16 protein-coding genes are annotated in these 26,570 nt (G+C 71.4%); 15 read left to right on the top strand and 1 reads right to left on the bottom strand.

All coding sequences use genetic code 11. The features are described 5' to 3' along the window. Positions 1-24: 24 nt before the first annotated feature. Positions 25-507, bottom strand: coding sequence for an NUDIX hydrolase (locus KLO01_RS06220; RefSeq protein WP_147063274.1), 483 nt, complete (start codon positions 505-507; stop codon positions 25-27). A gap of 102 nt (positions 508-609) precedes the next feature. Between KLO01_RS06220 and KLO01_RS06215 the strand changes: the two genes are divergently transcribed. The 15 genes from KLO01_RS06215 (at position 610) to KLO01_RS06145 (ending at position 26,536) form a co-directional block, all read left to right on the top strand. Next, a complete protein-coding gene (locus KLO01_RS06215; protein WP_147063272.1) occupies positions 610-1,740 on the top strand; it encodes a PucR family transcriptional regulator in 1,131 nt (376 codons plus the stop codon). 143 nt (positions 1,741-1,883) lie between these two features. Further along, complete coding sequence (locus tag KLO01_RS06210) at positions 1,884-3,164, top strand: NAD(P)/FAD-dependent oxidoreductase (RefSeq protein ID WP_147063270.1); 1,281 nt, start codon at positions 1,884-1,886, stop codon at positions 3,162-3,164. 88 nt (positions 3,165-3,252) lie between these two features. Then, positions 3,253-4,698, top strand: a complete 1,446-nt coding sequence (locus KLO01_RS06205) for a CCA tRNA nucleotidyltransferase (RefSeq protein WP_147063689.1) — start codon at positions 3,253-3,255, stop codon at positions 4,696-4,698. A 78-nt stretch (positions 4,699-4,776) separates the two neighbouring features. Then, the gene (locus KLO01_RS06200; RefSeq protein WP_147063268.1) at positions 4,777-5,247 is read left to right on the top strand and encodes a hypothetical protein; all 471 of its coding nucleotides are present in this window, start codon (positions 4,777-4,779) and stop codon (positions 5,245-5,247) included. A 139-nt stretch (positions 5,248-5,386) separates the two neighbouring features. Next, positions 5,387-5,866, top strand: a complete 480-nt coding sequence (locus tag KLO01_RS06195) for a hypothetical protein (RefSeq protein WP_147063266.1) — start codon at positions 5,387-5,389, stop codon at positions 5,864-5,866. Continuing rightward, complete coding sequence (locus tag KLO01_RS06190) at positions 5,863-6,678, top strand: PP2C family protein-serine/threonine phosphatase (protein ID WP_147063264.1); 816 nt, start codon at positions 5,863-5,865, stop codon at positions 6,676-6,678. Before KLO01_RS06195 ends, KLO01_RS06190 begins: the two co-directional genes overlap by 4 nt. Before the next feature lie 11 nt (positions 6,679-6,689). Next, complete coding sequence (locus KLO01_RS17480) at positions 6,690-8,249, top strand: FHA domain-containing protein (protein ID WP_147063262.1); 1,560 nt, start codon at positions 6,690-6,692, stop codon at positions 8,247-8,249. Continuing rightward, complete coding sequence (locus KLO01_RS06180) at positions 8,246-9,733, top strand: serine/threonine-protein kinase (RefSeq protein WP_147063260.1); 1,488 nt, start codon at positions 8,246-8,248, stop codon at positions 9,731-9,733. Before KLO01_RS17480 ends, KLO01_RS06180 begins: the two co-directional genes overlap by 4 nt. Positions 9,734-9,737: 4 nt before the next feature. Further along, positions 9,738-10,430 (top strand): FHA domain-containing protein, encoded by a 693-nt coding sequence (locus KLO01_RS06175; RefSeq protein ID WP_147063258.1) that lies wholly within the window; start codon positions 9,738-9,740, stop codon positions 10,428-10,430. A gap of 165 nt (positions 10,431-10,595) precedes the next feature. Then, the gene (locus tag KLO01_RS06170; RefSeq protein WP_147063256.1) at positions 10,596-13,460 is read left to right on the top strand and encodes an immune inhibitor A domain-containing protein; all 2,865 of its coding nucleotides are present in this window, start codon (positions 10,596-10,598) and stop codon (positions 13,458-13,460) included. An 821-nt stretch (positions 13,461-14,281) separates the two neighbouring features. Further along, positions 14,282-14,758: a hypothetical protein gene (locus KLO01_RS06165; RefSeq protein ID WP_147063254.1), complete on the top strand. Its 477-nt coding sequence runs from the start codon at positions 14,282-14,284 to the stop codon at positions 14,756-14,758. 333 nt (positions 14,759-15,091) lie between these two features. Continuing rightward, complete coding sequence (locus tag KLO01_RS06160; RefSeq protein WP_147063252.1) at positions 15,092-16,060, top strand: AAA family ATPase; 969 nt, start codon at positions 15,092-15,094, stop codon at positions 16,058-16,060. A 35-nt stretch (positions 16,061-16,095) separates the two neighbouring features. Next, positions 16,096-17,745: a DUF58 domain-containing protein gene (locus tag KLO01_RS06155; protein WP_246136084.1), complete on the top strand. Its 1,650-nt coding sequence runs from the start codon at positions 16,096-16,098 to the stop codon at positions 17,743-17,745. Beyond that, a complete protein-coding gene (locus KLO01_RS06150) occupies positions 17,742-20,153 on the top strand; it encodes a transglutaminase TgpA family protein (protein WP_147063248.1) in 2,412 nt (803 codons plus the stop codon). Before KLO01_RS06155 ends, KLO01_RS06150 begins: the two co-directional genes overlap by 4 nt. Positions 20,154-20,185: 32 nt before the next feature. Beyond that, positions 20,186-26,536: an Ig-like domain-containing protein gene (locus KLO01_RS06145; protein WP_246136083.1), complete on the top strand. Its 6,351-nt coding sequence runs from the start codon at positions 20,186-20,188 to the stop codon at positions 26,534-26,536. Positions 26,537-26,570 lie beyond the last annotated feature (34 nt).

Raw genomic sequence — 26,570 nt, 5'->3', positions numbered from 1 at the left:
GTGGGCCGTGGGGCGAAGCCGGGCTCAGTCTCCGGCGAGCCGCTGCCAGGCCAGACGGGCGATGCGACGCTCGTTGGGGAAGGTCAGGTGCCGGTGCGCGTCGCGCAGCGGGAACCAGGCGACGTCGATGGCCTCGTGGTCCGGGTCATTCTCGATCGTGAGGTCCCCACCCACCGCCTCGAGGAGGTAGTGGTGGACGTACTTGTGGATCCGTCGCTCGCCGACCGCGAACCAGTAGTCGATGGTGCCGAGCTCGATGAGGACGTTGCCCTGTATGCCGGTCTCCTCCGCGACCTCGCGCGCTGCGGTCTGCGGGAGGGTCTCGGCGCCCTCGATGTGTCCCTTGGGCAGGCACCACTCGACGCGTCCGGCCCGGTTGCGGCGGGCGATGACGGCGATCCGGGCCTCACCGTCGTGGACGTCGACGACGATGCCGCCGGCCGAGCGCTCCTCGACCGCAGGCAGCCGCCGGGTGACCCGGGGTGGCTCGGCTGCGGCATGGCTCATCTGGTCACTCTAACCACGTCGTCACCACAGGGACCGGCCCGCGGCGGCTCGCCTCCCCACCGGCGCGGGGCGACCGTGCGGGCCCGGCCGTATGCTCGCCGCGTGCCCCTCGACATCGACGGCGACCTGTTCGACCTCGCCACGTCGCTGGCGGGTCTGCTCGGGGCCCCGGTGACGATCGAGGACCGCGACACCATCGTCATCGCCTTCTCCGGCGGCAACCAGGACGTGGACGACGCGCGGATCAGCACGATCCTCGGGCGCCAGGTGCCGGTGCGCTACCGGGAGGCCATCGCCGCCACGGGGGTCTTCGAGCGGCTCCGGGTCTCGGACGAGGTCATCACCGTGGACCTGCCCGAGGAGGACATGGTGGCGCGCGCCGTGGTCGCGGTGCGCGACGAGGGCCACCTCGTCGGGTCGATCTGGGCGGCGATCCCGCAGGGCCCGAGCCGGGCCCAGTCCGACACCCTCGTCGCCGCCGCCCCCCAGGTCGCGAGGCGGCTTCGGGCCGAGCGGGACCTGGCGGACCGGGGCCGCCGCGAGCGCACCCACCTCGTCACGACGCTGCTGGCCGGTGGTGACGCCGCCGACGACGTCGCCTCCGACCACACGATGACCGGCCAGTGGGTGGCGGTGTCGATCCGCGGACCCGAGGCGGTGCGCCGGGCCCTCGGGCCGCTGAGCCTGCACCTGTCGGCGGTGGCGCCCGCCGCCCTCTGCGCGGCCCACGACCGCGGGATCCTCGGTGTCATGGCGGCCGAGTCCGCCGGGCGCATCCTCGGGGACTTCCTGCGCCGCTTCGGTGGTGGCGAGCAGCTCGTCGTGGGCATCGGGACCCCCGCCGAGGCGGGCGACCTCGCCGAGTCGCGTCTCGTCGCCGACCAGGTGGCCGAGGCGCTCTCACGTCGTGGCCGCACGGGGGTGGTCGCCACGCTCGAGGACGTCTTCGCCGACGTCCTCGTCGACCGGCTCGACGGCTTCCTCAAGCGCCACGGAGGGTCCAGCCCGCTGGCCAGGCTGCGCGAGCACGACCGGGTCCACGACAGTGGGCTCGTCGACGCGGTGCGCGCGTTCCTCGACGCCGGGGAGGTCAGTGGGGCCGCGCAGGGGCTGACCGTGCACCCGAACACGGTGCGCAACCGCCTGCGCAAGGCGCGCGAGGCGTGCGGGGTCGACGTCGGGGACCCCGCGACCCGGCTGGCGCTCATGGTCGACCTGCGGTCGGTGCGCTGAGCCACGGCGTCCCGCGGACCGATGCCGGGGCCACCCGAGTGCCGGACGCAACCTCGCCGTTGGCCGATCCCACAACGCCGCGCTTGCACGGGTGGCGCTTCGGGCACAGACGGCGGCTCCGTCGCTGACCACACTTGGGAGGCATGGCACAGCATCCTCAGCACGTGGTCGTCGTCGGCGCCGGCATCGTGGGTCTCTCCACCGCCTGGTACCTCCAGGAGCAGGGCGTCACGGTCACCGTGCTCGACGCCGACGGTGTCGCCGCCGGCTCGTCGTGGGGCAACGCCGGCTGGCTCGCCCCCGCCCTGACCCTGCCGCTGCCCGAACCCGCCATCCTCAAGACGGGCATCCTCGCGACGCTCAAGCCGGACTCACCGGTCTACGTGCCGGTGCGGGCCGACCGCCGGCTCGTCCAGTTCCTCGCCGGCTTCGCGCGCCACTGCACCTCCGGTCACTGGAATCAGGCCATCGAGGTCTTCAACCTCGCGAACGCCGGCGCGCTGTCGGCCTACGACGAGCTCACCGGGCACGAGGGCACCGGCCGGGTGGAGGAGCCCACCCTCGACGCCGAGCCCTTCCTTGCCGGGTTCGTGAGCGAGGCCGACCGCTCCGTGCTCGTCGAGGAGTTCCGCCACGTCGCCGCGACCGGTGGCCTCACCGACTTCGAGCTGCTCGACCGCGACGACCTGCACACCCTCGCGCCCTCGCTCGGCGACGCCGTGACGCACGGCGTGCGCCTCAACGGCCAGCGCTACCTCAACCCGGGCCGGTTCGTGCACGCGCTCGCGGACGCCGTCACCGCCCGTGGCGGCGAGATCGCCACCGGCGCCCGCGTCACCGACGTCAGCCAGCGGGGCCCCGAGGTCCGCGTCACGCTCGAGAACGGCGAGTCCGTCGTCGCCGACTCGGTCGTCCTCGCGAACGGCAGCTGGGTCGGAGGGCTCGCGCGAGCACACGGCATACGCAAGCTCGTCCAGGCCGGACGCGGCTACAGCTTCACGGTTCACCCTGACCAGGTGCCCACAGGACCGGTCTACTTCCCGACGCAGCGGGTCGCGTGCACGCCGCTCGGCAAGCCCGAGGAGGGCCTGCGGGTCGCCGGGATGATGGAGTTCCGCAGCCCCGACGACCCGCTCGACCCGCGCCGGGTCCAGGCCATCGTCGACGCCGCCACCCCGATGTTCACCGGTGTCGACTGGTCGGAGCGCCACGACGAGTGGGTCGGCTCGCGCCCGTGCACCACGGACGGGCTGCCGCTCGTGGGAGCGAGCCGCTCGGACCGGGTCTTCGTCGCCGGCGGCCACGGCATGTGGGGCGTCGCGCTCGGACCGCTCACCGGCAAGCTCCTCGCCGGGGCGATGACCGGCACCTCCAGCGCCGGCGACCGGGCCCTGCTCACGGCCTTCGACCCGCTGCGGAAGTAGGGGCCAGCGCACCACGGCGGGCGGGGGCCCGCCGCGGCGACACCTACTCTTGTTCCTCGTGTCACCCTCTCCGCCCCCCGCCGCTCTCATGAAGCAGGCCGTCGCTCGTCTCGCGCCGGTGCTGCCGCTGCTCACCGACCTCGGCACCCGCTTCACGCAGGCGGGCCACGAGCTCGCACTCGTCGGCGGGCCGGTCCGCGACGCCTTCCTCGACCGGACGCCGCCGGACCTCGACTTCACGACGAGCGCCTCGCCCGACGAGACCGAGGCGATCCTGCGCTCCTGGGGCAGCTCCACCTGGGACATGGGCCGCGAGTTCGGGACCATCGGCGCCGTGCGGCGTGAGGGCGGCAGCGAGACCACCGTCGAGGTGACGACGTACCGGGCCGACGCCTACGACGGGGTGACCCGCAAGCCCGTCGTCGCGTTCGGCGAGTCCCTCGAGGACGACCTCGTCCGTCGTGACTTCACCGTCAACGCCATGGCCCTGCGCCTGCCCTCGCTCGAGTTCGTCGACCCCCACGGTGGGCTCGACGACCTGCAGGCCGGGCTGCTGCGCACCCCCTCGACCCCCGAGGTGAGCTTCGGCGACGACCCGCTGCGGATGATGCGGGCGGTCCGCTTCGTTGCGCAGCTCGGTCTCGTCCCGGCTCCCGAGGTGTATGCCGCGATGCAGGAGATGGCCTCCACCATCGGGATCGTCTCGGCCGAGCGGGTGCGCGACGAGCTCGTCAAGCTGCTCATGGCGCCGCGGCCCCGGCCCGGTCTCGAGCTGCTCGCCGAGAGCGGCCTGGCCTCTCATGTGCTGCCCGAGCTCCCGGCCCTCCAGCTCGAGGTGGACGAGCACCACCGCCACAAGGACGTCTACGTCCACTCGCTCATCGTCCTCGACCAGGCGATCGCCCTCGAGGGTCCGGTCGACGGCCCCGAGGAGTCGGTGCCCGGGCCCGACCTCTGGCTGCGGCTCGCCGCGCTGCTCCACGACATCGGCAAGCCCCCGACCCGACGCTTCGAGGCCGGCGGGGGTGTGAGCTTCCACCACCACGAGGTCGTCGGCGCCAAGATGACGGCCAAACGGCTCAAGGCGCTGCGCTTCGACAAGGACACCGTCAAGGCGGTGGCGCGTCTCGTCGAGCTGCACCTCCGCTTCCACGGCTACGGCGACGGACAGTGGACCGACTCCGCCGTGCGCCGCTACGTCACCGACGCCGGGCCGCTGCTCCAGCGGCTGCACCGCCTGACCCGGGCCGACTGCACCACCCGCAACGTCCGCAAGGCCCAGCGGCTCTCGCGCACCTACGACGAGCTCGAGGCCCGGATCGACAGGCTCCTCGAGGCCGAGGAGCTCGGCGCCGTGCGGCCCGAGCTCGACGGCAACGAGATCGCGGCAGTGCTGGGGATCAGCCCCGGACCCGTGCTCGGCCGTGCCTACAAGTACCTCCTCGCGGTGCGGCTCGACGAGGGGCCCCTGGGCAAGGAGGCCGCCACCGAGCACCTTCTGCGCTGGTGGTCCGAGCAGCCCGAGTCGACGTAGCCACGGCCCGATCACGCCCGCCTAGGTCCCGCAGAACGCGGGTTAGAGCACTCGTTCTGCGGGACCTAGGCTGCGCTCATGCCCGCCGCGCAGTACAACGACCACAGGAACCGGGAGCTTGCGGTCGGGCTCGGTGCGCTGGTGCTCACTGCTGTCTTGGCCTGGCAGCTCACTCCATGGGTTCTGCCCGTCGGCGCGGCGCTGGGTGCCCTCGCGGCGAGGGCAGTTCATCGCCGAGCGGACTCGCAGCGATGGATGTTGAAGGACCACGCCCTCATCTACGTCAGCGGTCGTCGCCGACAGGTCCTGAAACTGGCCTATGTGCGGCGCGTGTCGGCCTACCCACTGGCCGACATGATCCGAGAGGTGTCGTTCGAGTCGCGCCGTGGCGCCTACCTCGCCGTACCCCTCGGTGCGGACGATCTGCTGCTCGCCATCGGGGGTGAGCTGAAGGATCTCGGAGTCGATCCCGACCTCGGCGGCGAAGCTCGAGAGTTGTTGGGTTGGTCCAATCGCCAGGACTCGGGTGGAGGATCCTCGGGGCCCTGACCCCGGCGATCGTCCGATCGGGCGGGGACCGAAGGGGAGAACTCCCCATCGCGACCGGTGCAGCACGGGGATAGGGTTGTTCGGTCCTTGCAGAGCGCCCCGACCCGGGCTCTCCACCAACCCTCACGGAGGTGGCCCGATGCCCACGGTGGGCCATCCCAGCGCTCTGAGCCCGGCACTCCCGCGCATCGAGCTGACCCTGCCCGACGGCTGGGTCGCCGAGCCCGGTGGCGACGCCCTCCTGCGCGCCGTCCACGGCAGGGGAGGGGACCTCGCTCCCGAGCTCACGGCATACGTCCACACGACGCGCGGGGCGAGCACCGACGACCTCGTCGACGACCTCGCGAGCCAGGCCGACGGGCACGAGGAGGGTGAGGCCGAGGAGACGTTCACCGTCGAGATCGGCGAGCGCGACTGGACCGGTCTCAACGTCTCGTGGATCGAGGACGGCGAGCCGGTCTACCTCGTGCACCTCGTCACCGCGGTCCCGGCCGGCGACGTCACCCAGCTCGTGCGGCTCACCGGTCGCATCGCGGGCCCCGACTCCGAGCAGGACTACGAGGACGTCCAGTCGATCCTCGAGACGGTGCAGCTCGACCCGATGGGTGGTGGCGCGTGAGCGCCGCGCACTACGCCGCGCTCACCGGGCCGGACGTCCGCATCCGCTCGGGCGCGGCGACGCACGTCGGCCGCGTCCGCAACCACAACGAGGACAGCCTCATCGCCGAGGGTCGCGTCTACGCGATCGCCGACGGCATGGGTGGTCACGCCGCGGGCGAGGTCGCGAGCGGCATCGCCGTCCGGGTGCTCGGCGAGCTCAACACGAGGGCGCAGGTCCGGTCCGAGGACGTCGTCGCCCTGCTGCGCCGCACCAACGCGCAGATCCTCGAGTCCGCCGCCCACAACCCCGAGCAGACCGGAATGGGCACGACCGTCGCCGGCCTCACCGTCGTCGACGCCGGCGGCGCGGACCACTGGATCGTCTTCAACGTCGGCGACTCGCGGGTCTACCGCTACCTCGGCAACCGGATGAGCATGGTGACGCAGGACCACTCCGAGGTGCGCGAGATGGTCGATGCCGGTCTCATCACCGCCGAGGAGGCGCTGCGGCACCCGCTGCGCAACATCATCACCCGGTCGCTCGGCACCGACCCGGGCCCCAACGCCGACGTCTGGGTCTTCCCCCCGCACCCGGGCGAGCGCTTCGTCCTGTGCAGCGACGGGCTGTCCAACGAGGTCGACGACCGCACGATCATGGTCGCGCTGCAGAAGTACGACGACCCCCAGCAGGTTGCGGACGCTCTGTGTCAGGCTGCTCTCGACGCGGGTGGGCGTGACAACATCAGTGTCGTCGTCGTTGCCTTCGACTCGGACGACGACGACTCGGACGAGGCCGACACCGCCCCGCGCCACACCCTGATGCCGACCTGAGGACCGACACCGTGAGCAGCACCGAGGTCACGACCCAGACCCCCGCGGGCTGGGTCGCGTTGTCAGCAGGCGACCGTCACCTGGTCGTCCAGGGCTCGGCGGCGATGGCCGAGGACCTGCGCGGTCCGCTCGAGACGGGCCTCGTCGAGGTCCTCGAGGCGCTGTCGCGCGACGGGCTGCGGGCGCTCCCGGACTTCGCGCTCGCGGACACGTCCGGACAGCAGGCGCGCGTCGTCGTGCGGGGTTCCGCCGTCGTGCGCGCCGACGGTGACGAGGTCACCGCAGACGGTCGTATGCCGTGGCGCGACCTGGATCTCGCCGCGGCCGCTCTCGAGCTGGCCGGGCCCGGTGGCCGGGGCGGCTGGAAGCGACCCAGGCGTCTGGGACGACCCGCTGCTGCTGCTGTTGCGTCCGTCCCCGAGCCCGAGCGTGTGCCGGCGCCCGAGGTCGACGACCTTCCCGAGGCCGCCGAGGATCCCGAGGCTCCGGCGCAGGCCGACCCTCCGGACGAGCCTGCCGTCGACGAGCCGTCCGCCGTCGACGAGCCGTCCGCCGTCGACGAGCCGTCCGCGGAGAGCCAGCTCTCGCCCGCGGCCCTGGCACCCCCGGCGCCTCCGCCCGCCGACCTCACCCTGCCCCCGTCCGAGGAGTACGCCGGGGCCGCTCCCGCCGAGCGCGTCGCCCCCGAGCCGCAGCCCAAGGCCGAGAAGAAGGTCCTCATCGACAGCGTGCCGTGGCGCACGCTGCCCGACGGCGACCGCCCCGCGACACCGGCACCCGCGCAGGCGGCTCCGGCAGCGGCCGCCCCACCGGCCCCCGAGCCGGCCATCGCGGCCGAGCCACCGGCAGCCCCGGTGCCCGACGCGGCCGACGGCCCCACGGGTCCCGACAACTGGGGTCTCACCGGTCCGCCGCCCTCGCCGCCGTCCTTCGAGGACGGGCCCGCACCCGCCCCACCTGCCGGTGGCGGCATGCCCGCCACCGAGGCGATGCCGGTCCCGGTCGCCGAACCCGAGCCCGAGGCACAGGCCGCGAACCTCCCCCCGGTGCCCGACGTCACGATGGACCGCAGCTCGCTCAACCCGGCCACCGACGGTCCTGCCGACAGCCCGATCGTCCTCGCCGTCATCTGCCCGGCGGGTCACCACTCGTCCCCCCACGCGAGCAGCTGCCGGGTGTGCGGCCGAGACATCCCGACGCAGCAGCCGTTCCAGACGCCGCGACCCCAGCTCGGTGTCTTCCGGGTCTCGACGGGCGGGCTCGTTTCCCTCGACCGGGGCATCCTCCTCGGACGCTCGCCCAAGGTGAACTCGGACCTGCCCCCGAGCAGCCGTCCCCACCTCGTGCGTCTGGCCTCCAAGGACAACGACATCTCGCGCAACCACGCCGAGGTCATCCTCGAGGGCTGGCACGTGCTCGTGCGCGACCTCGGCTCGACCAACGGCACCACGGTGACCCTGCCGGGGCAGGAACCCGTCCGGCTGCGTCCCACCGAGGACTTCGGCATCGAGCCGGGAGCGGTCGTCACCCTCGCCGACGAGGTCTCCCTCACCTACGAGGTCGCGGAGTGACCCGACCACCCGTCACGGCCCCGGAGATCCCCGGGCTGGTCTACCGCCAACCCCTGGGTTCCGGCGGCTACGCCGACGTCTTCCTCTACGAGCAGCAGCAGCCGCGGATGCCGGTCGCGGTCAAGGTCCTCAAGCGCGAGGGCCTGACCCCGGCGATCCTGCGGCAGTTCGTCGAGGAGGCCGACACCATGGCCCAGCTCGCGGACCACCCCTACATCGTCCAGGTCTTCCGCAGCGAGCAGCTCGCCGACGGCGGCGCCTACCTGGTGATGAAGTACTACCCGCCGCCCAACCTCGCGACCCGCGCCAAGCGCGAGCGGCTCAGCGTCGAGGAGGTGCTGCGGACCGGCATACAGCTGGCTTCCGCCGTCGAGACCGCGCACCGCGCGGGCATCGTGCACCGCGACATCAAGCCGGCCAACGTCCTCGTGAGCCAGTACGGCGCACCCGGCCTCACCGACTTCGGCATCGCCGGTCGTGCGGTCGGGCAGGAGGAGCACGACGAGGACGTGGGTGTCTCCGTCCCCTGGTCGCCGCCCGAGGTGCTCTACGGCCAGAGCAACGGTGACGCGCGCAGCGACGTCTACTCGCTCGCGGCCACCCTCTGGCACCTCCTGGTCGGGCGCTCGCCGTTCGAGCAGCCGGGAGGCGACAACTCGGCATACGCGCTCATGCCCCGCATCCGGGCGACGCCGGTCCCGCAGACCGGACGCGCGGACGTCCCGATCAGCCTCGAGCGGCTGCTCGGCCACGCCATGGCCAAGAAGCCCGACGCCCGCCCCCAGACCGCGATCGACTTCGCGCGCGGTCTGCAGGCGATCGAGCAGGAGCAGCGCTTCGCCCGCACGCCAATCGTCGTCCTCGACGAGTCGGGCCACACGACGGTCGCCGACAGCACCGGCAGGGCCGCGCCCGAGGAGGCCGACCCCGACCGCACGAGCGTGCGCGCCCCCAAGGTCACCTCGGCGCAGACCCAGTCCCCGGCCCCGGCGAGCACCGCGCAACGCCCGGCCACCGAGACCGACGACGGCCCGCAGCCGACGACGATCAGCGGCGGTGCGCTGCTGGCCGGCGTGGGCGTTCTGCTCGTGGCGCTCGTCGGTGCGCTCGTGTGGGCGATCGGCTTCCGGGGTGGTGACGAGCCGACCGAGGCCTCGACCGACGCGCCGTCCGCCTCGGTGACGACGGGTGGCGGCGGCTCGATCGTCGACATGGCCGAGCAGCCGCAGATCGACGGCCAGGGCATCGCCGGAGGCGTCGTGTTCTCGTGGCAGTACGCCGGGGTCCGCAAGGGCGACTTCTTCCCGATGCGGATCGCGTCGAGCGAGGCAGCGATCCCGGAGGCGGTCGTGAAGTCGGTCAAGGTGATGCCGTTCAAGGTGAGCGCCAAGCCGGGCGAGCTGGTCTGCGCGCAGGTCGCGGTCGCGAGGGCCGCCGGGACGACCTCGCCCTACTCGCCCATCAAGTGCGTCCAGGGAGGATGACCGCATGTCGGTGACGGTGGAGTTCTGCGGCGAGGAGTTCACGGCGAACGAGGACGCCCCGCTGACGATCGGCCGGGTGGCCGACGTCGAGATCGACGACAACCCCTACCTGCACCGGGTCTTCCTCCAGGTGCACCGCGAGCACGACCTCTGGTGGCTCACCAACGTCGGCTCGACGCTCACGGCGACGGTCGGCGACCGCAAGGGGCTGTTCCAGGCGTGGCTCTCGCCGGGTGCCCGCATCCCGCTCGCGCTCGAGGCGTTCACCGTGTGGTTCACGGCGGGGCCGACGACCTACGACTTCGACATCACCGTCGACGACGCGACCTTCACCTCGATCGTCACCGAGCCCGAGCCCGAGCCCGAGGACTCCCCGGGTGAGACGACCGTCGGCCGCGTCTCGATGACCCCGGACCAGAAGCTGCTCGTGGTCGCTCTCTGCGAGAGCTTCCTGCGCACGACGTATGCCGGCCAGGGCCAGATCCCGTCCTCCGCCCAGGCGGCGCAGCGGCTGGGGTGGACGACGACCAAGTTCAACCGCAAGCTCGACAACGTCTGCCAGAAGCTCGCCGACGCGGGCACCCGGGGCCTGCACGGTGGGCCCGGCAAGCTCGCGAGCAACCGCAAGGCGCGGCTCGTCGAGCACGCCCTGTCGACGCGCATGGTCACCGAGAAGGACCTCGTCCTCCTCGACTAGCGACGGGCCACCCCTCATCACCCCAAAGGGTGAGGTCAGGGGCCAATTCTGACCGTCTGACGCATGACTCTTCCCAAGGGTCCCCCCGGGACGGCAGGATGCACAGAAGTTCGTGCAATGCCGCGCGAACGTCCGAGCCCTCGGCTTGGTTCCTGGAGGAGAGACATGACAGCTCGCACATCCCTGCGCGGAAGGCGGCGTTACATCGCGGCCGTCCCCGCGCTGGCGTTGGCGGCGACCGGACTGACCATGGGGTCCAGCTCCGTCGCAGCAGCGCCGAGCACCGCCCCGGCGTCATCCGGCGTCGACAGTGCACCGTCCACGGCGGGGTACATCAACTACGTGGCTCCGCGCATGGAGTCCGCGTACTCGAGCGACAAGGCCGTGAAGAAGAACGGCAAGGTCGTCTCCAAGGTCACGGCCGACCAGCAGCAGAAGGCCCTCATCAAGGCCAAGCAGGTCGACCGCAAGCACAGCCAGGGCAACCCGGTCGCCGCCCGCCAGCTCGCCAAGGCCGAGGCCGAGTCGATCCGGACCGGCAGGAGCCCCAAGCAGCTCAAGGCCGCCGGCTACAAGAAGTTCAAGCAGGCCAAGACGATGCAGGAGGCCCGCCTCCTCACGATCCTCGTCGAGTTCAACGACAAGGCCAACGACGACTTCTCCAACGTCATGGTGCCGGACGGCTTCAGCGCCGAGGGCTGCGTCAAGGGCAACGTCCAGAACGGCCCGAAGCACAACAACATCCCGAACCCGGCCCTGAGCAAGCTCAAGGACAACAACTCGATGTGGGTCAAGGACTTCTCGTCCGCCCACTACAACACGATGCTCTACACCAAGACGGGCATCACCCAGCGCGTCCGCCCCGACCTCAAGGGCCCCGACGGCAAGGCCGGCATCGACATCTCCGGCTACACGATGAAGAACATGTACGAGGAGATGTCCAAGGGCGCCTACACGGTCGGCGGCTCGGCCACCCCGTGGATCACCGTCCCGCACTCCGAGGCCTACTACGGCGCCACGCGCTGCTACCTCGACGACAAGGGCGTCTGGACCTACGGCGCCATCCAGGACATGCAGGGTCACCCGGACAACCCGCTCGGTGCGGGCCAGCTCCCGATCGACGCCGTGGCGGCTCTCGCCAAGGCGCAGCCGAACTTCCCTTGGGCCGACTACGACCTCGAGGACCAGGGCGACCGCGACGGTGACGGCAACGTCCTCGAGCCCGACGGCATCATCGACCACGTCGTCCTCGTCCACGCCGGTGAGGACAAGTCCGGTGGTGGCGGCGCCGAGGGCCCGTACGCCATCTGGGCGCACTCGTCCGACGTCGCCGGTGGCGCACCCGTGCCCGGCACGAACCTGCGTCTGTCCAACTACATCGTCCAGCCCGAGGACTCGGGTGTCGGCGTGTTCGCCCACGAGTACGGCCACGACCTCGGTCTGCCGGACCTCTACGACACCGCGAGCGGTGGCGACAGCGACGTCGACTTCTGGGACCTCATGAGCTCCGGCTCGCACTCGGGCCCGATCTTCCAGTCGATGCCGACGCACATGGGCATCTGGGACAAGTGGGTCCTCGGCTGGGCCGACCCGCTCGTGGTCAACCCCGGTGACAAGGCCCGCTCGGTCCGTCTCGGACAGACGAGCCGCACCCCGCGGGGCACCTCCGACGGCGTGAAGATCAACCTGCCCGGCAAGACGGTCACGCTGGCCGAGCCGCACAGCGGTTCCAAGATGTGGTTCTCCAGCGCCGACCAGTCGTGGGCCAAGAACACGCTCTCGCGTGACGTCGCGGTCCCCGCCGGCGCCACCGACGCCAAGTTCTGGTCCTGGAACACCGGCTCCATCGAGAAGGACTGGGACTACGGCTTCTTCGAGGTCTCGACCGACGGTGGCACCACGTGGACCGAGCAGAAGCTCTTCGACGAGGCCGGCGCGGAGGTCACGACGCCCGACGGCTACTCGGACCCCAACGGCCGCATGAAGGACTTCGGCAACAAGAAGTACGGCGTCACCGGCACCATCGCGGGTTGGAAGCACTACTACGCCAACCTCACGCCGTTCGCCGGTCAGACCGTCAAGGTCCGCTTCCTCTACGCCACGGACGCGGCGTTCGAGGACACCGGCTGGTTCCTCGACGACCTGGCGCTCACCAACGGCGCCACGACCGTCTGGTCCGACGACGCCGAGGCCAACAACGGCTGGACCGCCACGGTCGGCACCTACACCGACAGCACCGGTGCCGGCTGGGTCCTCGACCCGGGCAAGCACGACTACGCCCAGTACTACCTCGTCGAGTGGCGCAACTTCGACGGGTTCGACAAGGGTCTGCAGTACGCCTACGACACCACCTACCAGAAGCTCGGTGGCGACGGCGCGTGGAAGGTCGAGAAGATCAAGTACAACGCTCCCGGTGCGCTCATCTGGTACCGCGACACGTCGTACGGCAACGCCAACCACGTGCTCAACAACCTCACGTCGCTCCCGAGTGAGGGTGCCAAGGGTGGCCTGCTCATCGTCGACAGCCACTTCGACCCGCTGCGTCGCAGCGGTGCGAACGCGGCGCTCGACCCGAGCACGCTGAAGAACCTGCCGTCCCGCCCGCAGTCGTCCAACGCCGCGTTCAACCTGTTCGGGACCTACCCGTTCAACGAGTGCTCGACGAAGGCCGACTTCACCGGCGAGGCCTGCAACACCTTCGGCAAGCAGTCCGCGGTGAGCTCCTTCACCGACAACAAGGGTTGGTACCCCGGCTTCGAGGTCCGTGACAACGGCGACCTCTTCTACCGTGACGCCGACGCGTCCACGGTGGTGCCGTCGGTCCACAACCAGCCCTACAGCGTCCGTGTCGTCGACCAGCGTGGTGCGGCCCTGCCGCAGTACTACGGCGAGGACATCGGCGCGGCGACCGTGCTCGGTGACGGCAACCCCGCCACCGACGGGGTCGGCTACGGCACCGGCGTCTCCATCCAGAAGGCGGACCGCGGCAACATGGCCGCCCTGATCCGGATCACCGCTCCCAAGAAGTGACCCGAACCAGCGCCTGACCATCGGGCCCGCATCCCTCAGGGGATGCGGGCCCGATGCGTTCCCGACTGATTGCTCCACTGGGACAGCGCGGTGACCCGACTGATTGCTCCACTGGGACAGGCCATTCCGACTGATTGCTCCACTGGGACAGCTCTCGGACCGTCCACAGGTCGGCTGTGATGCCTCGGTCATCCACATGTGCGCCGGTCGTCCTGTTCATGGGCTGTTCGAACCCCGCAGCCTTCGACGATGGTTCCCTTCGACGAGCTTCCTCAGCCCTTCGTCCGCGCCGATGTGGTTGCAGCCGGACTGTCGGCCCGCGCGATGAGCCGCGCCGCGGCCTCCGGCACGCTCGTGCGTGTTGCCGAACGCCTGTATGCCGTCCGCTCGTCCTGGGAGTCCCACTCCGCCTGGGAGCAGCACCGGATGAAGGCCGAAGCCGCCGTCCGGCTGACGAAGGACGCCATCGTGAGTCATTCGAGTGCTGCTGCCCTTCTGGGGCTGCCACACCCGACCCACCCTCCGCAGCACGTCGCCATGACGGTGCTCGACGACCTGCGGACCAGCAGGTCGGACACCTGGCGGCAGTTCCATCGAGGAGCGACGCCCTACGAACACGTGCGGATCTCCGCCGGGGTTCCGGAGTTCGTCGTGGCCCGGACCGTCATCGACTGCGCCCGCGAGCTTCACCCCCGCGACGCTCTGGCGATCGCCGACGGCGCGCTGCGAGCCGGTCTCGTCACCCGTGAGGAGCTGTGGACGATGAGGTCCCACCAGCGGAGGTGGCCCGGTGTCGCGGCATCGAACACGTCCTCCTGCTTGTGGACGGCCGACGCGAGAACTGGCTGGAGTCCGCATCGGCCTGGGCCACCCATCGATGGGGACTTCCCATCGGCGTGCCCCAGGTCGACATCCTCACCCCGGCGGGCCGTCACATCGGCAGGTGCGACGTGTTGTGGAGCCGCGAGGGTGTCGTCGGCGAGGCTGACGGGGTGGCCAAGTACCTCGAGGACGGCGCATCGGAGCAGCAGGTGGGACGGCGTCTGCTCGCCGAGGAGGAGCGGCAGCGTGGGTTCACCGACCTCGGACTGGCTGTGGTGCGGTGGACTCCCCGAGAGGCCATCGACGGAGGAGAGATCCACACTCGCTTCCAGCGCTCCGCGGGTCCGCCCAGATCCGTCGACGCCATCCTCAGGTGCTCCTGCTGCAGGCGCAGATTGGATGAGTGCGGCGTCGAGGCGGAGATCGCGACATGGCGGCGCATGGTGGCCCAGGAGTTCACCCGGAAGGTCTGGTGACCTCACCGTCGCCTGCAGCGTGGCGACGACATGTCCTGACAGGGCAAGACGTCGACCTGAGAGGTGTCCCGGTGGGGCAATCAGTCGCACGTGGGGCGTGGAAATGGAGGGTTCAACTACTGCTCGGTAAGTCAAGAGTGGGTATGGACACCTAGGGTGAGGCCACTTTCAGACGGTAGGGTGCGACACGGCATACGCGGAGATTTGTGACACGTCACGCAGTCTCGCTGTGCCTGGCACCCACGGGGGGTGACGTCATCGGGTCGGGGATCGCGCAGGGTTCCGCGGGCCGGAGGGGTCGACCCCGTCCCAGCGATGAGAGGACCCTGACCCATGACGGTCACCCATGACCAGGCCGCGTGGTTCACCAAGACCTTCGAGGCGATGGTGAGCAACGTCGACAAGGCCGTGCTCGGCAAGGAGCACGTCATCCGACTGGCCCTGACCTGCATGCTGTCCGAGGGGCACCTCCTCCTCGAGGACTTCCCCGGCACCGGCAAGACCCAGCTAGCGCGCGCGCTCTCGAGCACCGTCCACGGCACCAACAGCCGCATCCAGTTCACGCCGGACCTGCTGCCCAGCGACGTGACCGGCGTGACGATCTACGACCCGAACAGCAAGAAGTTCGAGTTCCACCAGGGGCCGATCTTCGCGACCATCGTCCTCGCCGACGAGATCAACCGCGCGTCACCCAAGACGCAGTCGGCCCTCCTCGAGGTCATGGAGGAGGCCAAGGTCACCGTCGACGGCGTGCGTCACGAGGTCGGCGACCCGTTCATGGTCATCGCCACCCAGAACCCCATCGAGCAGGCCGGTACCTACCGCCTCCCCGAGGCGCAGCTCGACCGCTTCCTCATGAAGACCACGCTCGGCTACCCCGACCACGACGCCACCGTGCGCGTGCTGCGCGACGCCAAGACGCGTGACCGCACCAAGGCCCTCGAGCCGGTCGTCACCTCGCAGGTCATCCTCGACATGGCCGAGCTCGCGGACGAGGTGCACGTCGACGACGCCATCCTCGACTACGTCTCGCGCCTCGCCGAGGAGACCCGTCGCCACGTGAGCGTCCGGCTCGGTCTGTCCGTGCGCGGCTGCCTCGCGTTCGTCCGCTGCGCCAAGACCTGGGCCATCGGGCAGGGCCGCACCCACGTCATCCCCGACGACATCAAGCTGCTCGCCCAGCCGGTGCTCAACCACCGCCTGCTCGTCACGGCCGAGGCCCAGTTCGCCGGCATCACCGTCAACCAGGTGATCGACCAGATCCTGGGTGAGGTCGCCCCGCCGACCGAGCGCGTCGCCTGACGATGTCCGACCCGGTGGAGCCCGACGAGGCGACGGTGAGGCGGTCCGACCTGCGCGGGCCGTCGTCGTCGACCCCGCCGACCCCCGCGGCACCTGCCGCGCCAGCAACCCCAGCACCCCCCGCCGCACCAGCAACCCCCGTCCCGGAGCGCACCCGCTCGCGCTCGGCGGCGCCGCAGCAGGACGAGCCCGAGGCCACCGTCTCCCGGTCGTCGCTCAAGGTCCGCCCCGCGCAGGACCAGCCGAGCCGTCGGCAGGCCTCGGGCGCCACCGCCACGGGCGGTTCGCGCTGGCGTTCGCTCCTCGGCCTGCGCCAGCCCGAGGTCGACACCCAGGCCGTGCGACGCAACGACCCGCCGGCCTCCACCGGTGGCCGCTCCACCCGGCTGCGCCCCGAGCTCCCGACGATCACGCTGCCCCGCGTGCAGATCCCGGCGGCGATCACCCAGGGTGGCGCCCGCCTCCTCGACCTCACCGGCGAGCGGATCAAGCCGCTGGCCGACCGCGCCGCACCGGTGTGGCGCCCCGTGGCCAACACCCTCGCGTGGGTCTCCCCGCTCGGCTGGACCGTCCTCGTGCTCGGGCTCGTGGCCTGGTTCCTCGCGAGCCGCTACGGCTGGGCCGAGCTCTCGATGATCGCCGTTGCCTGCCTCGTGCTGTTCCTCGCGTGCGTCGCGCTCGCGATCGGCCACGCCAAGGTCGAGATCCGCACAGACGTCGACCCCACCCGCGTCACGGTCGGTGACCCGGCGACCGGCCGGATCGAGGTCCGCAACCTCTCGGGCCGGGGCATGCTGCCCCTGCTCGTCGAGCTGCCCGTCGGCCGGTCGGCCGCGCGCTTCACGCTGCCGTCCCTCGGCTCGGGCAAGTCGCACGAGGAGCTCTTCGTCGTGCCGACCGAGCGCCGGGGTGTCATCCAGGTCGGTCCCGCGACGACGGTGCACGGCGACCCCCTCGGGCTCGTGCGCCGCACGATGGAGTGGACCGAGCAGACCGAGCTCTTCGTCCACCCGATGACGACCTCGCTCGAGCCGCTCGGCGCCGGGCTCCTGCGTGACCTCGAGGGCCAGGTCACGCCCGACCTGTCGATGTCCGACCTCGCCTTCCACGCCCTGCGCGAGTACCAGCCCGGTGACGACCGCCGCTACATCCACTGGCGTTCGAGTGCCAAGCACGACCGGCTGCTCGTCCGCCAGTTCCTCGACACCCGTCGCTCCCACGTCGCGGTCGTCGTCGACACGACGCCCGAGGTCTACACCGGTGAGGACGCCGCGGTCGAGCTCGCGATCTCGTGCGCCGCCTCGCTCGCGGTGCGCTCGATCATGGACGAGCAGGACACGACGATCGTCTGCCACGACCAGCAGATCTCGCGCGCGACCGCGCCGCTGACCCTCGACACCTTCGCCCGCGCCTCCGTGGGTCCGGTCGACATCTTCGGCTCCGCGGGTGACGCGGCGGCCCTCGCCCCCGACGCGAGCGTCGCGATCCTCGTCACCGGCTCGCACCGCCCCTTCATCCAGGTCCAGCGCGCGCTCGCCCAGTTCGAGGTCGAGGTCATCAGGGTCGCCCTCGTCATCGACCCCGACGCCCAGGTCGGTGTCCGGCACGCCGGCGGCCTCACCATCCTCACCGTGCGCGAGCTCGCCGACCTGCGCCGCGTCCTCTTCAGCGGAGTCCTCGCATGAGCACCGACGCCACGGCGAGCCGCCGCTCGCGCGCCAAGGAGCGCCCCGCCCGCAAGCCCTCGTCGGGGCCCTCCCTCTTCGGTATGCCGTCGCGCGACGCCCTCGTCGACCTCGCCTTCGCGCTCGCGCTCGTCGCGATCGCCCTCGTCGGCTTCCGCACCGGCTTCATCGGGTGGGAGTGGATCGCCGCGGCGACCGTCGGCGTCGTCGTCGGAACTCTCGTCGCCCACGTCGCGGTGGTCCGGTCGTGGCCGCTGCTCGCCACCGTGCTCGTCCTCGTGGCGATCCACTTCGTCCTCGGCGGCCCGGTGGCCGTGCGCGGCGACCTCATCGCCGGGTTCATCCCCAGCCTGCAGACCTTCGTCGACCTCGCGGTCGCCCCGGTGACCGGCTGGAAGGAGTGGCTCACGCTGCTCCCGCCGGTCGACGCCCGCGGCCCGCTCGTGGCCCTGCCCTGGGTCACCGGCCTGTTCGGCGCGGCCGCGACCTACGGCATCGGCCGCCGGTTCCGCAGCGTCGGCGGTGCGGCCGTGGCCCCCGTCGTCCTGCTCGTCGGCAGCATCGCCCTCGGCACCCAGCAGCCCGCGGCCAAGTTCGTCCAGGGCGTGCTCTTCGCGCTCGTCCTCATCCTCTGGCTCGTCGTGCGTGCCGGCCGGACCCGCGCGGCGCTCCAGAACGGCGCCGGTCGTCAGGCCCGCCTGGTCACGGGCATCGTGCTCATCGTCGTCGCCGCCCTCGCCGGGACGTTCCTCGGCCAGATCCTCCCCGGCGCCGACGCGAGCTCGGCCCGCACCGTGGTGCGCGACCAGCTCACCCCGCCCTATGACGTGGCCCAGTTCTCGAGCCCGCTGTCCGGGTTCCGCCGCTACACCGAGCCCAACTCGGCCAAGCTCTACGACGCCGAGGTCCTCAAGGTCACGGGTCTGCCCGAGGGCACGCCCGTCCGCTTCGCCACCCTCGACAACTACGACGGCCTCGTCTGGGGCGCCGCCGACCGCGCGATGGACGGCACGCCGTTCCAGCAGGTCGGCTCGCGCATCGCCCCCCGGATCTCCGGTGACCGGGTGACCGCGACGGTCACCGTGCCCGACGGTGGGTACGAAGGCGTCTGGCTCCCGGTCGCCGGGTCCGCCACCGGTGTCCGCTTCGACGGGGCCCGCGGCAACGACCTCGCCGACGCGCTGTGGCTCAACACCGCGACCGAGACGGCCGTGGTGCCCGCCTCGCTCCAGCCGGGTGACACCTACTCGTTCGACGCGGTCCTCGACAAGAACTGGTCGACGACGCTCCCCAAGGAGCTGTCGGTCAAGAGCGGTGGACAGGTCGCCGAGGACACGAGCTTCCTCGACGCCAAGCTCGACGCCTGGAGCGGCCAGGCCGGCAGCCCGTGGGAGAAGTTCGTCGCCATCGCCAAGACGATGACCTCCGACGGCGCCTACACCGACGGCGGCACCGCCAACTCCTACGAGAAGGTCTACCTCCCCGGCCACGGCCTGGCCCGGCTGAGCCGCTTCGTCGGCTCCACCCAGCTCGCGGGCAACGACGAGCAGTACGCCTCGACCCTGGCCCTGGCCGGCAACCGGCTCGGCATCCCGACCCGCGTCGTCATGGGCGCCGTCCCCGAGCCCGACGGCGTCGTCAAGGGCAAGGACGTGCACGCCTGGGTCGAGGTCCAGGTTGACAACGGCACGTGGCACGCGCTGCTGCCCTCCACCTTCCTGCCCGACCGCAACAAGAAGCCCAACGAGCAGCAGCTCAAGTCCGAGGAGCAGAAGGTCGGCGCCCAGGTGCCGCCCCCGGCCGGCGTCAACCCGCCCTCGGTGCTCCAGGGACCGGACCAGGCGCAGAACGCCACCGACATCAAGAAGAAGAAGCGCAACCCGCTCGACATCGGTGCGTGGCCGCTCTGGCTCAAGATCCTCGTGCTCGGCCTGCTCCTGCCGGTCCTGCTGTTCTTCGCCGCCCTCGCCGTGATCCGCTGGCTCAAGGCCCGTCGTCGCCGACGGCACGCCACGACCGGTCCGACCGCGTCCCGCGCGGCCTGGGTCTGGCGAGACCTCGTCAGCGACGCCCGCAGCCTCGGCGTCGCGGTCCCGCGGGGTGCGACCCGGCTCGAGCAGGCCCGAGACTTCCCCGAGTCGGTGACCGCGGAGCCCATCGCCGTGGGTGCCAACGCCGCCGTCTTCGGCCCGGGCGACCCCGAGCCCGAGGTCGCGACGACCCTTCTCGACGAGGCCGACGACGTGCGACGCCAGCTGCGCGGCGCCGTCTCACGGTGGCGCCGGATACGGTCCGACCTCAACATCCGCCCCCTGCTCGAGCGTGACCGCCGCCCGCGCACGGGAGGCCGCACGTTCCCGACCCTGCCATCCCTGCGCCGCGTGCGCGGAGCCGAAGGACCTGCGTGAACCCGTTCCGCCGTCGTCAGCAGTCGAAGCCCGTGAGCCGGTCGCTCCGGCATGGGCGCAACAAGGGACGCATCGCGTCGACGACGGTCGTCATCCTCGCGGCGTCGACGCTGGGCTACGCCGCGGTGACCTCGCAGGGCGCGACCGTCCACGAGGCCGACGTCGGCGACGGCGGGGTCTGGATCACCTCCGACGTGCAGGCCAAGTTCGGCCGCCTCAACAAGACGATCTCGCAGCTCGACGCCGGTGTCGCCTCCGACGCCGCTCCCGGCTCCGGGATCGACATCCTCCAGGACGGCAGCGCCGTGGTCGCGTGGTCCAGGGGGACCTCGCAGCTCCAGCCCATCGACGTGCGGACGGCGCAGTTCCGTGAGGAGACCGCGGCAGCACCCGGATCCCCGACCCGCGAGCCCGGCCGCATCTCACCGACCCTCGTCGACCTGCGCGGTGGCACCCTCGCCTCCGTCGACCCCAGGTCCGGCAAGGTCTGGGCCCAGCGGGTCGACCCCCGAGCCGGGGTCGAGTCCCTCAGTGGCCTCGGCGCCGCTGCCAAGCCGGTCGCGACGGTCGGCGGCGACGCCGTCCTCGCCGTCGGTGACGACGGCGCGATCCACGTCGCCTCGGGTACCAAGGGCACCGTGACGACGATCCGCCCCGGCGGCAAGGCCTTCACCAAGCCGGTCACCGAGGACAGCGGCGCCAAGGGCAACCAGCTCCAGGTCACCACCCTCGGCTCGGCGTGGGCGGTCTACGACGCACAGCGCGACCGGCTCCACAGCAAGGGACGCACCGAGGGCGTCGCCGCCGGCTTCGCCGAGAGCGAGGGCACGCCCGCGTATGCCGCGGTGCAGCTCCCCGGACCGTCGGCCGACGCCGTCGCGATCGCGGGCGGCAACGGCCTGCGCATGGTCCGGCTCGACGGCAGCGCGCCGACCGGCGGCATCGAGATCGCCGACCAGGTCAACCGCAGCGGCGCCGTGCCCCTGCCGGCCCACCCCGTCGTCCTGCGCGGCTGCGTCCACGGTGCCTGGTCCGAGGTGGGCAAGGTGTTCTACGGCGCCAACTGCGGCCGCGAGGAGCCCGTCCCGACCGGCACCATCGACAACATCAGCGAGACCCCGCTGCGTGACGGTGTCGCGTTCCGGGTCAACCGCGGCGTCATCGTCCTCAACGACCTCGACAACGGCTCCGCCTGGGACGTCCAGCGCGACAAGCAGAAGATCGACAACTGGGACGCGCTCATCCCGCCGCCGGAGCGCGACGAGGACAGCAAGAAGAAGGACAAGAACGTCGTCGACGACCAGGTCGCGCAGCAGCCGCCGACGGCCAAGCCGGACAACCTCACCGTCCGCGCGGGCCGCACGAGCAAGCTCCACGTCCTCGACAACGACACCGACGCCGCGGGCTCCGTCCTCGCGATCGACCCGCGCGACGTCAGCGCCGTGTCCGACCCCGACGTGCGGGCCTCGGTGTCCGCCGACGGCCAGAGCATCGACGTCACCGTGCCCGCCGGCAAGGAGACGCCGTTCCAGTTCACCTATCTCGTCGGCAACGGCAAGGTCAAGGCGAAGTCGCGTGCGGCGGTCAAGGTGAGCATTGCCTCCGAGGACACCAACAACGCCCCGTTCCTGCGTGAGGGGCAGGCCAAGCTGGCCAAGACGGCATACCCCGTCCTAGCCGGGAAGCGGCTCGCGGTGCCGGTCATCGCCGACTGGCGCGACCCCGAGTCCGACCCCGTCCTCGCCACGGTCGAGGGGGAGCGGCTGAGCATCGACGGGCAGGGTCGGCTGGCCTACCTCGCCTCGCCGGAGGCGGGCAAGACGAGCATCGAGTACGTCGCCGACGACGGACGCGGCGGCCGCACCAAGGGCGCGGTCCCCGTCGAGGTCATCGCGCTCACCGAGACCCGGGCGCGCCCGCCCGTGACCCAGCCCGACGTCATCCGCGGCGTCGTCGGCAAGTCGCTCCAGATCGAGCCGCTCGGCAACGACATCGCCGGCGCCGACCCGAGCGACCCCGACGACAAGATGCACCTCGCGGGCGAGGTCCGCGCCACCGGCGCGCTCACCGTCGACACCAACATCGACACCGGTGTCGTCACCGTGACCCCGTCCGGTGCCGGGACCTTCGAGCTCTCGTATGCCGCCCAGGTCGGTGGCGGTGTCGCTCCGGGGCGCATCCGGGTCGACGTCATCGAGGCGGCCGATCCCGACGCCCCGCCGGTCGCGGTGGGGGACACCGCGACCCTGCGCGACCAGTCGCCGACCCTCGTGGACCCGCTCGCCAACGACTACAGCCCGCGGGCCGACGTCCTCGTCACCCAGGGAGCCTCGGCTGCGACGAGCGAGGACTCGTGGCTCCAGGCCTCGATCTACCAGGGTCGCTGGATCCGTGTCGTGGCGCTCGAACCTGCCGGCGCCGCCGCGGACTCGACCCGGCGCGGGACGATCCGCTACACGGTGAGCGACGGCTCCAAGCGCGCCACCGGCGAGGTCACGGTGACCCAGAAGCCGGCACTCGACCTCGACCCCGTCGTCGAGGACGACACGGCCGTCGTCCGCGAGGGTGACGCCGTCGCCGTCCCGGTGCTCGACAACGACACCATGGCCGACGGCATCCCGCTGCGCATCGACCCCACGACCGTCAAGGTGCTCGGCAAGGGCGTGCAGCAGACCGCCTTCGCGTCGGGCAACGTCGTGCGCTTCGTGCCGTGGGCCTCGGGTCTCAAGGCCGAGCAGCTCGTCACGGTTGAGTACGCCGCCTATCCCGAAGGTATGCCGGAGCGCGCCCAGACCGGTCGCATCGCCATCCGGGTCACGCCGCTGCCGAGCGCTGCCCGCCCCAACCAGGTCCCGGTCGCGCGCAGCTTCTCGTCGTCGGTCACCGCCGGTGACCCCCTGACGATCACCGTGCCGACCACGGGCGTCGACCCCGACGGCGACACGGTCGGCGTCACGGGTGTCGTCGGCACCAACGGCGGCCCCGTCAACCTCACCTACGGCCGTGTCGTCTCCACCGGCCCGTCGACGATCCGCTACGAGTCGTTCCCGACGGCGTCGGGCACCGAGGTCATCAACTACGAGGTCGTCGACCGCTTTGGTGGCGTGAGCCGGGCCTTCGTCCGCGTCGGCGTCGTCGCGCCGGGCGACCCCCAGCCGCCGGTCGCGATCGACGACACCGTCACCGCCGCCCCGGGCAAGACCGTCACCGTGCCGATCACCGCCAACGACCTCATCGCCCGCGGCGACTCCGTCGAGATCCAGTACGAGGACCTCAACCCCTCGTCCGAGAAGTCGCAGTGGAAGGTCGACCTCGACGACGAGACCGTCTCGACGAAGGCGCCCGAGGAGGGCGCCCCCGTCCACGACTTCACCTACGGCATCAGCAACGGGCTCTTCGACCCCTCGCGCGCCAGCCTGCTCGTGCGCGGCCAGAAGGGCTGGATCAACCCGCCGGTCGCCAACGACGACGTCGCCAAGCCCAAGGGCGGCGAGGCTGCGACGACGGTCGACGTCCTCGTCAACGACACCGACATCGACTCCGACCCGGCGACGCTCAAGGTCATCGAGGTGCTCTCACCGCACGGCCGCATCACCGGCAACAAGGTGAGCGTCGACATCCTCGCCTACCCCCACACCGTCCCCTACGTCATCGAGGACGAGGACGGCGCCCGCGCGATGGCCGTCATCCACGTGCCCCGCGGCGCCGGTGGCACACCGTTCGTCGTCGAGGGCTCGCTCATCGAGATGGGCAAGGACGCCACCAGGACCGTCCCGCTCGGCGACTACGTGAAGTCGCCGCAGGGCAACACCCTGGGCATCACGTCGGCGAGCACGATCTCGACCGCCCCGAGCAGCAACCTCGCGATGACCGCCGACTCCGACGGCAACCTCACCCTGACGTCCTCCGGCGGCTACGTCGGTCCGGCCTCGGTGATGTTCGAGGTGACCGACCAGATGAGTGACGACCAGAAGGACGTCCACACGGCATACGTCTCGGTCCCGGTCCAGATCGGGCCGAGGACACCGCTGCTGCGGTGCCCCACGTCCGCCGTCACCGTCCTGGGCGGTGGGCTGCCGCGTGAGCTCGACCTCCCGACCCTCTGCCGCGCCTGGCTGCCCATCGGAATGACGATGGACGAGGTCACCTTCACCTCCTCGTGGGAGACCGAGCCACAGGACGTCCGTCTCGAGCGCAGCGGCGAGGGCGAGCGCGTCGTCACCCTGAGCGCCGGCTCGAACGCCCGCTCGGGCAAGGGCGTGCTCACCGTCGGCACCCGCGGGTCCGACGTCACCGCCAAGGTCAACGTCACCGTCGTCGGTGACCCGAGCCAGCAGCAGGCCGGCGTGACCGACCCGCTGGCCAACATGCCCCCGCCCCGCCTCCGGCCGATCAGCATCAACGGTCTCCAGGAGGGTGAGAGCCAGCAGGTCGACATCCGCTCCTACCTCGACTCGCCGCTGCAGGACGCGAAGTGCTCGGTCGACTCGGCGGCCGTGAGCAGCGGGACCAGCCTCACCGTCACCCGCAGCGGCTGCTCGATCACCGTGGCCGCGGGACCCCGGCCGAGCCCCACCGGCCGCATCTCGATCAGCGTGTCCGACGCCCCCGGCCGCCTGGCCACCGGCGCCGTGAGCGTGACGATGCTCGGCCGGCCCGACCCGCCCACGTCCGTCTCGGCGCAGGCCGACCGCGACGCGGGTGGCCGCGCCCGGGTCAGCTGGTCCGCCCCGGGCTACGACGGTGGCGCGCCGATCCGCACCTACACCGCGAAGTGGACGGGTGGCTCCACGGGCACCCAGGACTGCAGCGCCTCGCCGTGCACCATCGAGGGCCTCACCAACGGCAAGGACTACTTCTTCACCGTCACGGCGACCAACATCGTCGGCGAGGGCGACCCGGGTGGCCCCAGCAACGCCGCGCGGCCCGACACCAAGCCGGGTCCGGTGACGGCCGTGTCGATGGCCAGCCGTGGCGACGGGATCCTCAACCTCACGTGGTCGCCGCCCGAGAACAAGGGCTCGCCCGTCTCGAAGTACCTCGTGCGGCTCGTGCCCACGAGCGGCGGCGCCACGCGCACCGCCGAGGTGCCGGCACCCGGTTCGGCGACGGCGACGGTCACGACCTCGGTGAGCGGGCTCAACAACATGAGCGAGTACGCCGTCGCCGCGCAGGCCTACAACGAGGCCGGCCCGGGTCCCTTCGGCGCCGACACGACGATGCAGTCCGCGGGCACGCCGCCGGCTCCGACCGGGTTCGCGGCCAACGCCGACGGCCCCGGCGCCAACAAGGACCTCGCGGCCATCACCCTGACGTGGAACACGACGAGCCCCAACGGCCCGCCGCTCAAGAACTACACGATCAAGCGTCGGGTGGGCGGCGGTGCGTGGGCAGAGCTCAAGACCGTGCCCGCCGGCTCGACCCGCACCACCGACCAGGTCGTCTACGACGGTCGCCGCTACGAGTACGTCGTCACGGCCACCAACGGCGCCGACCTCACCTCGCCCGACAGCGCCGTCCAGTCGTTCACGTCGATCGGTATGCCGTCCACGCCGTCGGTCAGCGCGGCCACGCCCACCGACGACAAGCGCGCCCGGCTCACCGTCAGGCTCGGACAGCCGCGTGCCACCGGCTTCACGTCGGTGACGTGGCGGTCCTCCGACGGCGAGAGCGGGACCTACTCGTGTGGGAGCTGCCCCGCCAACGGCAGCGTCACCTTCACCACCTCAGTGCTGAGTACGCGCAACAAGGTGTTCTCCGTCCACACGAACAACGGCACCCGCGACTCGCAGCAGTCGGGCAACAGCAACCAGGTCCAGCCCTACGGTCCGACCCCGCGTCCCAACCCCAACGGCGGGTCGACCTCGGGGCAGTCAGTGACCTGGAACTGGACGCTGCCCACCGACGGACGCCCCATCACCCGGGTCCGGGTGACCGGGGACGCGTCCCACGACGGCGGGCCGATCACGTCCATCTCGGCACGCGGCAACTTCTCGCAGAACCTCACGATCCGGATCCAGGCCTTCTCCGAGGCCGGTGGCTCGCCGATTCTCGACATGACCCGTCGCACCGACGACCCGCCGCAGCCCCAGGTGACGAACCTCCGCTACGGCGCGAACTACGTCGATCCCGGTGGGACGGGGTCGTGCCGCTACTCCCCGGGCTGTCCGCGAGTGAGGTTCGACTACTCCAACTTCCCCGCGGGCAGGGGTTCCTACACCTGCGAGGACGGAGGGCCCTCCCTCGGTCCGTACTCGTTCACGAGCACCGGCAACGGGACGGTCGAGGGATGGTGCATCTACGCCAAGGACAGCAACAAGCGGATCCGCATCGTCGTGACCGTGAACGGCCAGACCAAGTCCTCGGACCCCACGGGGTGGTAGCCATGGCTCGATCCGCGGGGGAGTGCTCCCCATC

Origin of the sequence: Knoellia locipacati (genome assembly GCF_007992835.1) — a bacterium.
Lineage (GTDB): Bacteria > Actinomycetota > Actinomycetes > Actinomycetales > Dermatophilaceae > Knoellia > Knoellia locipacati.
The sequence above is the reverse complement of the archived record's forward strand: the minus strand, read 5'-3'. Positions and strand labels throughout refer to the sequence as shown.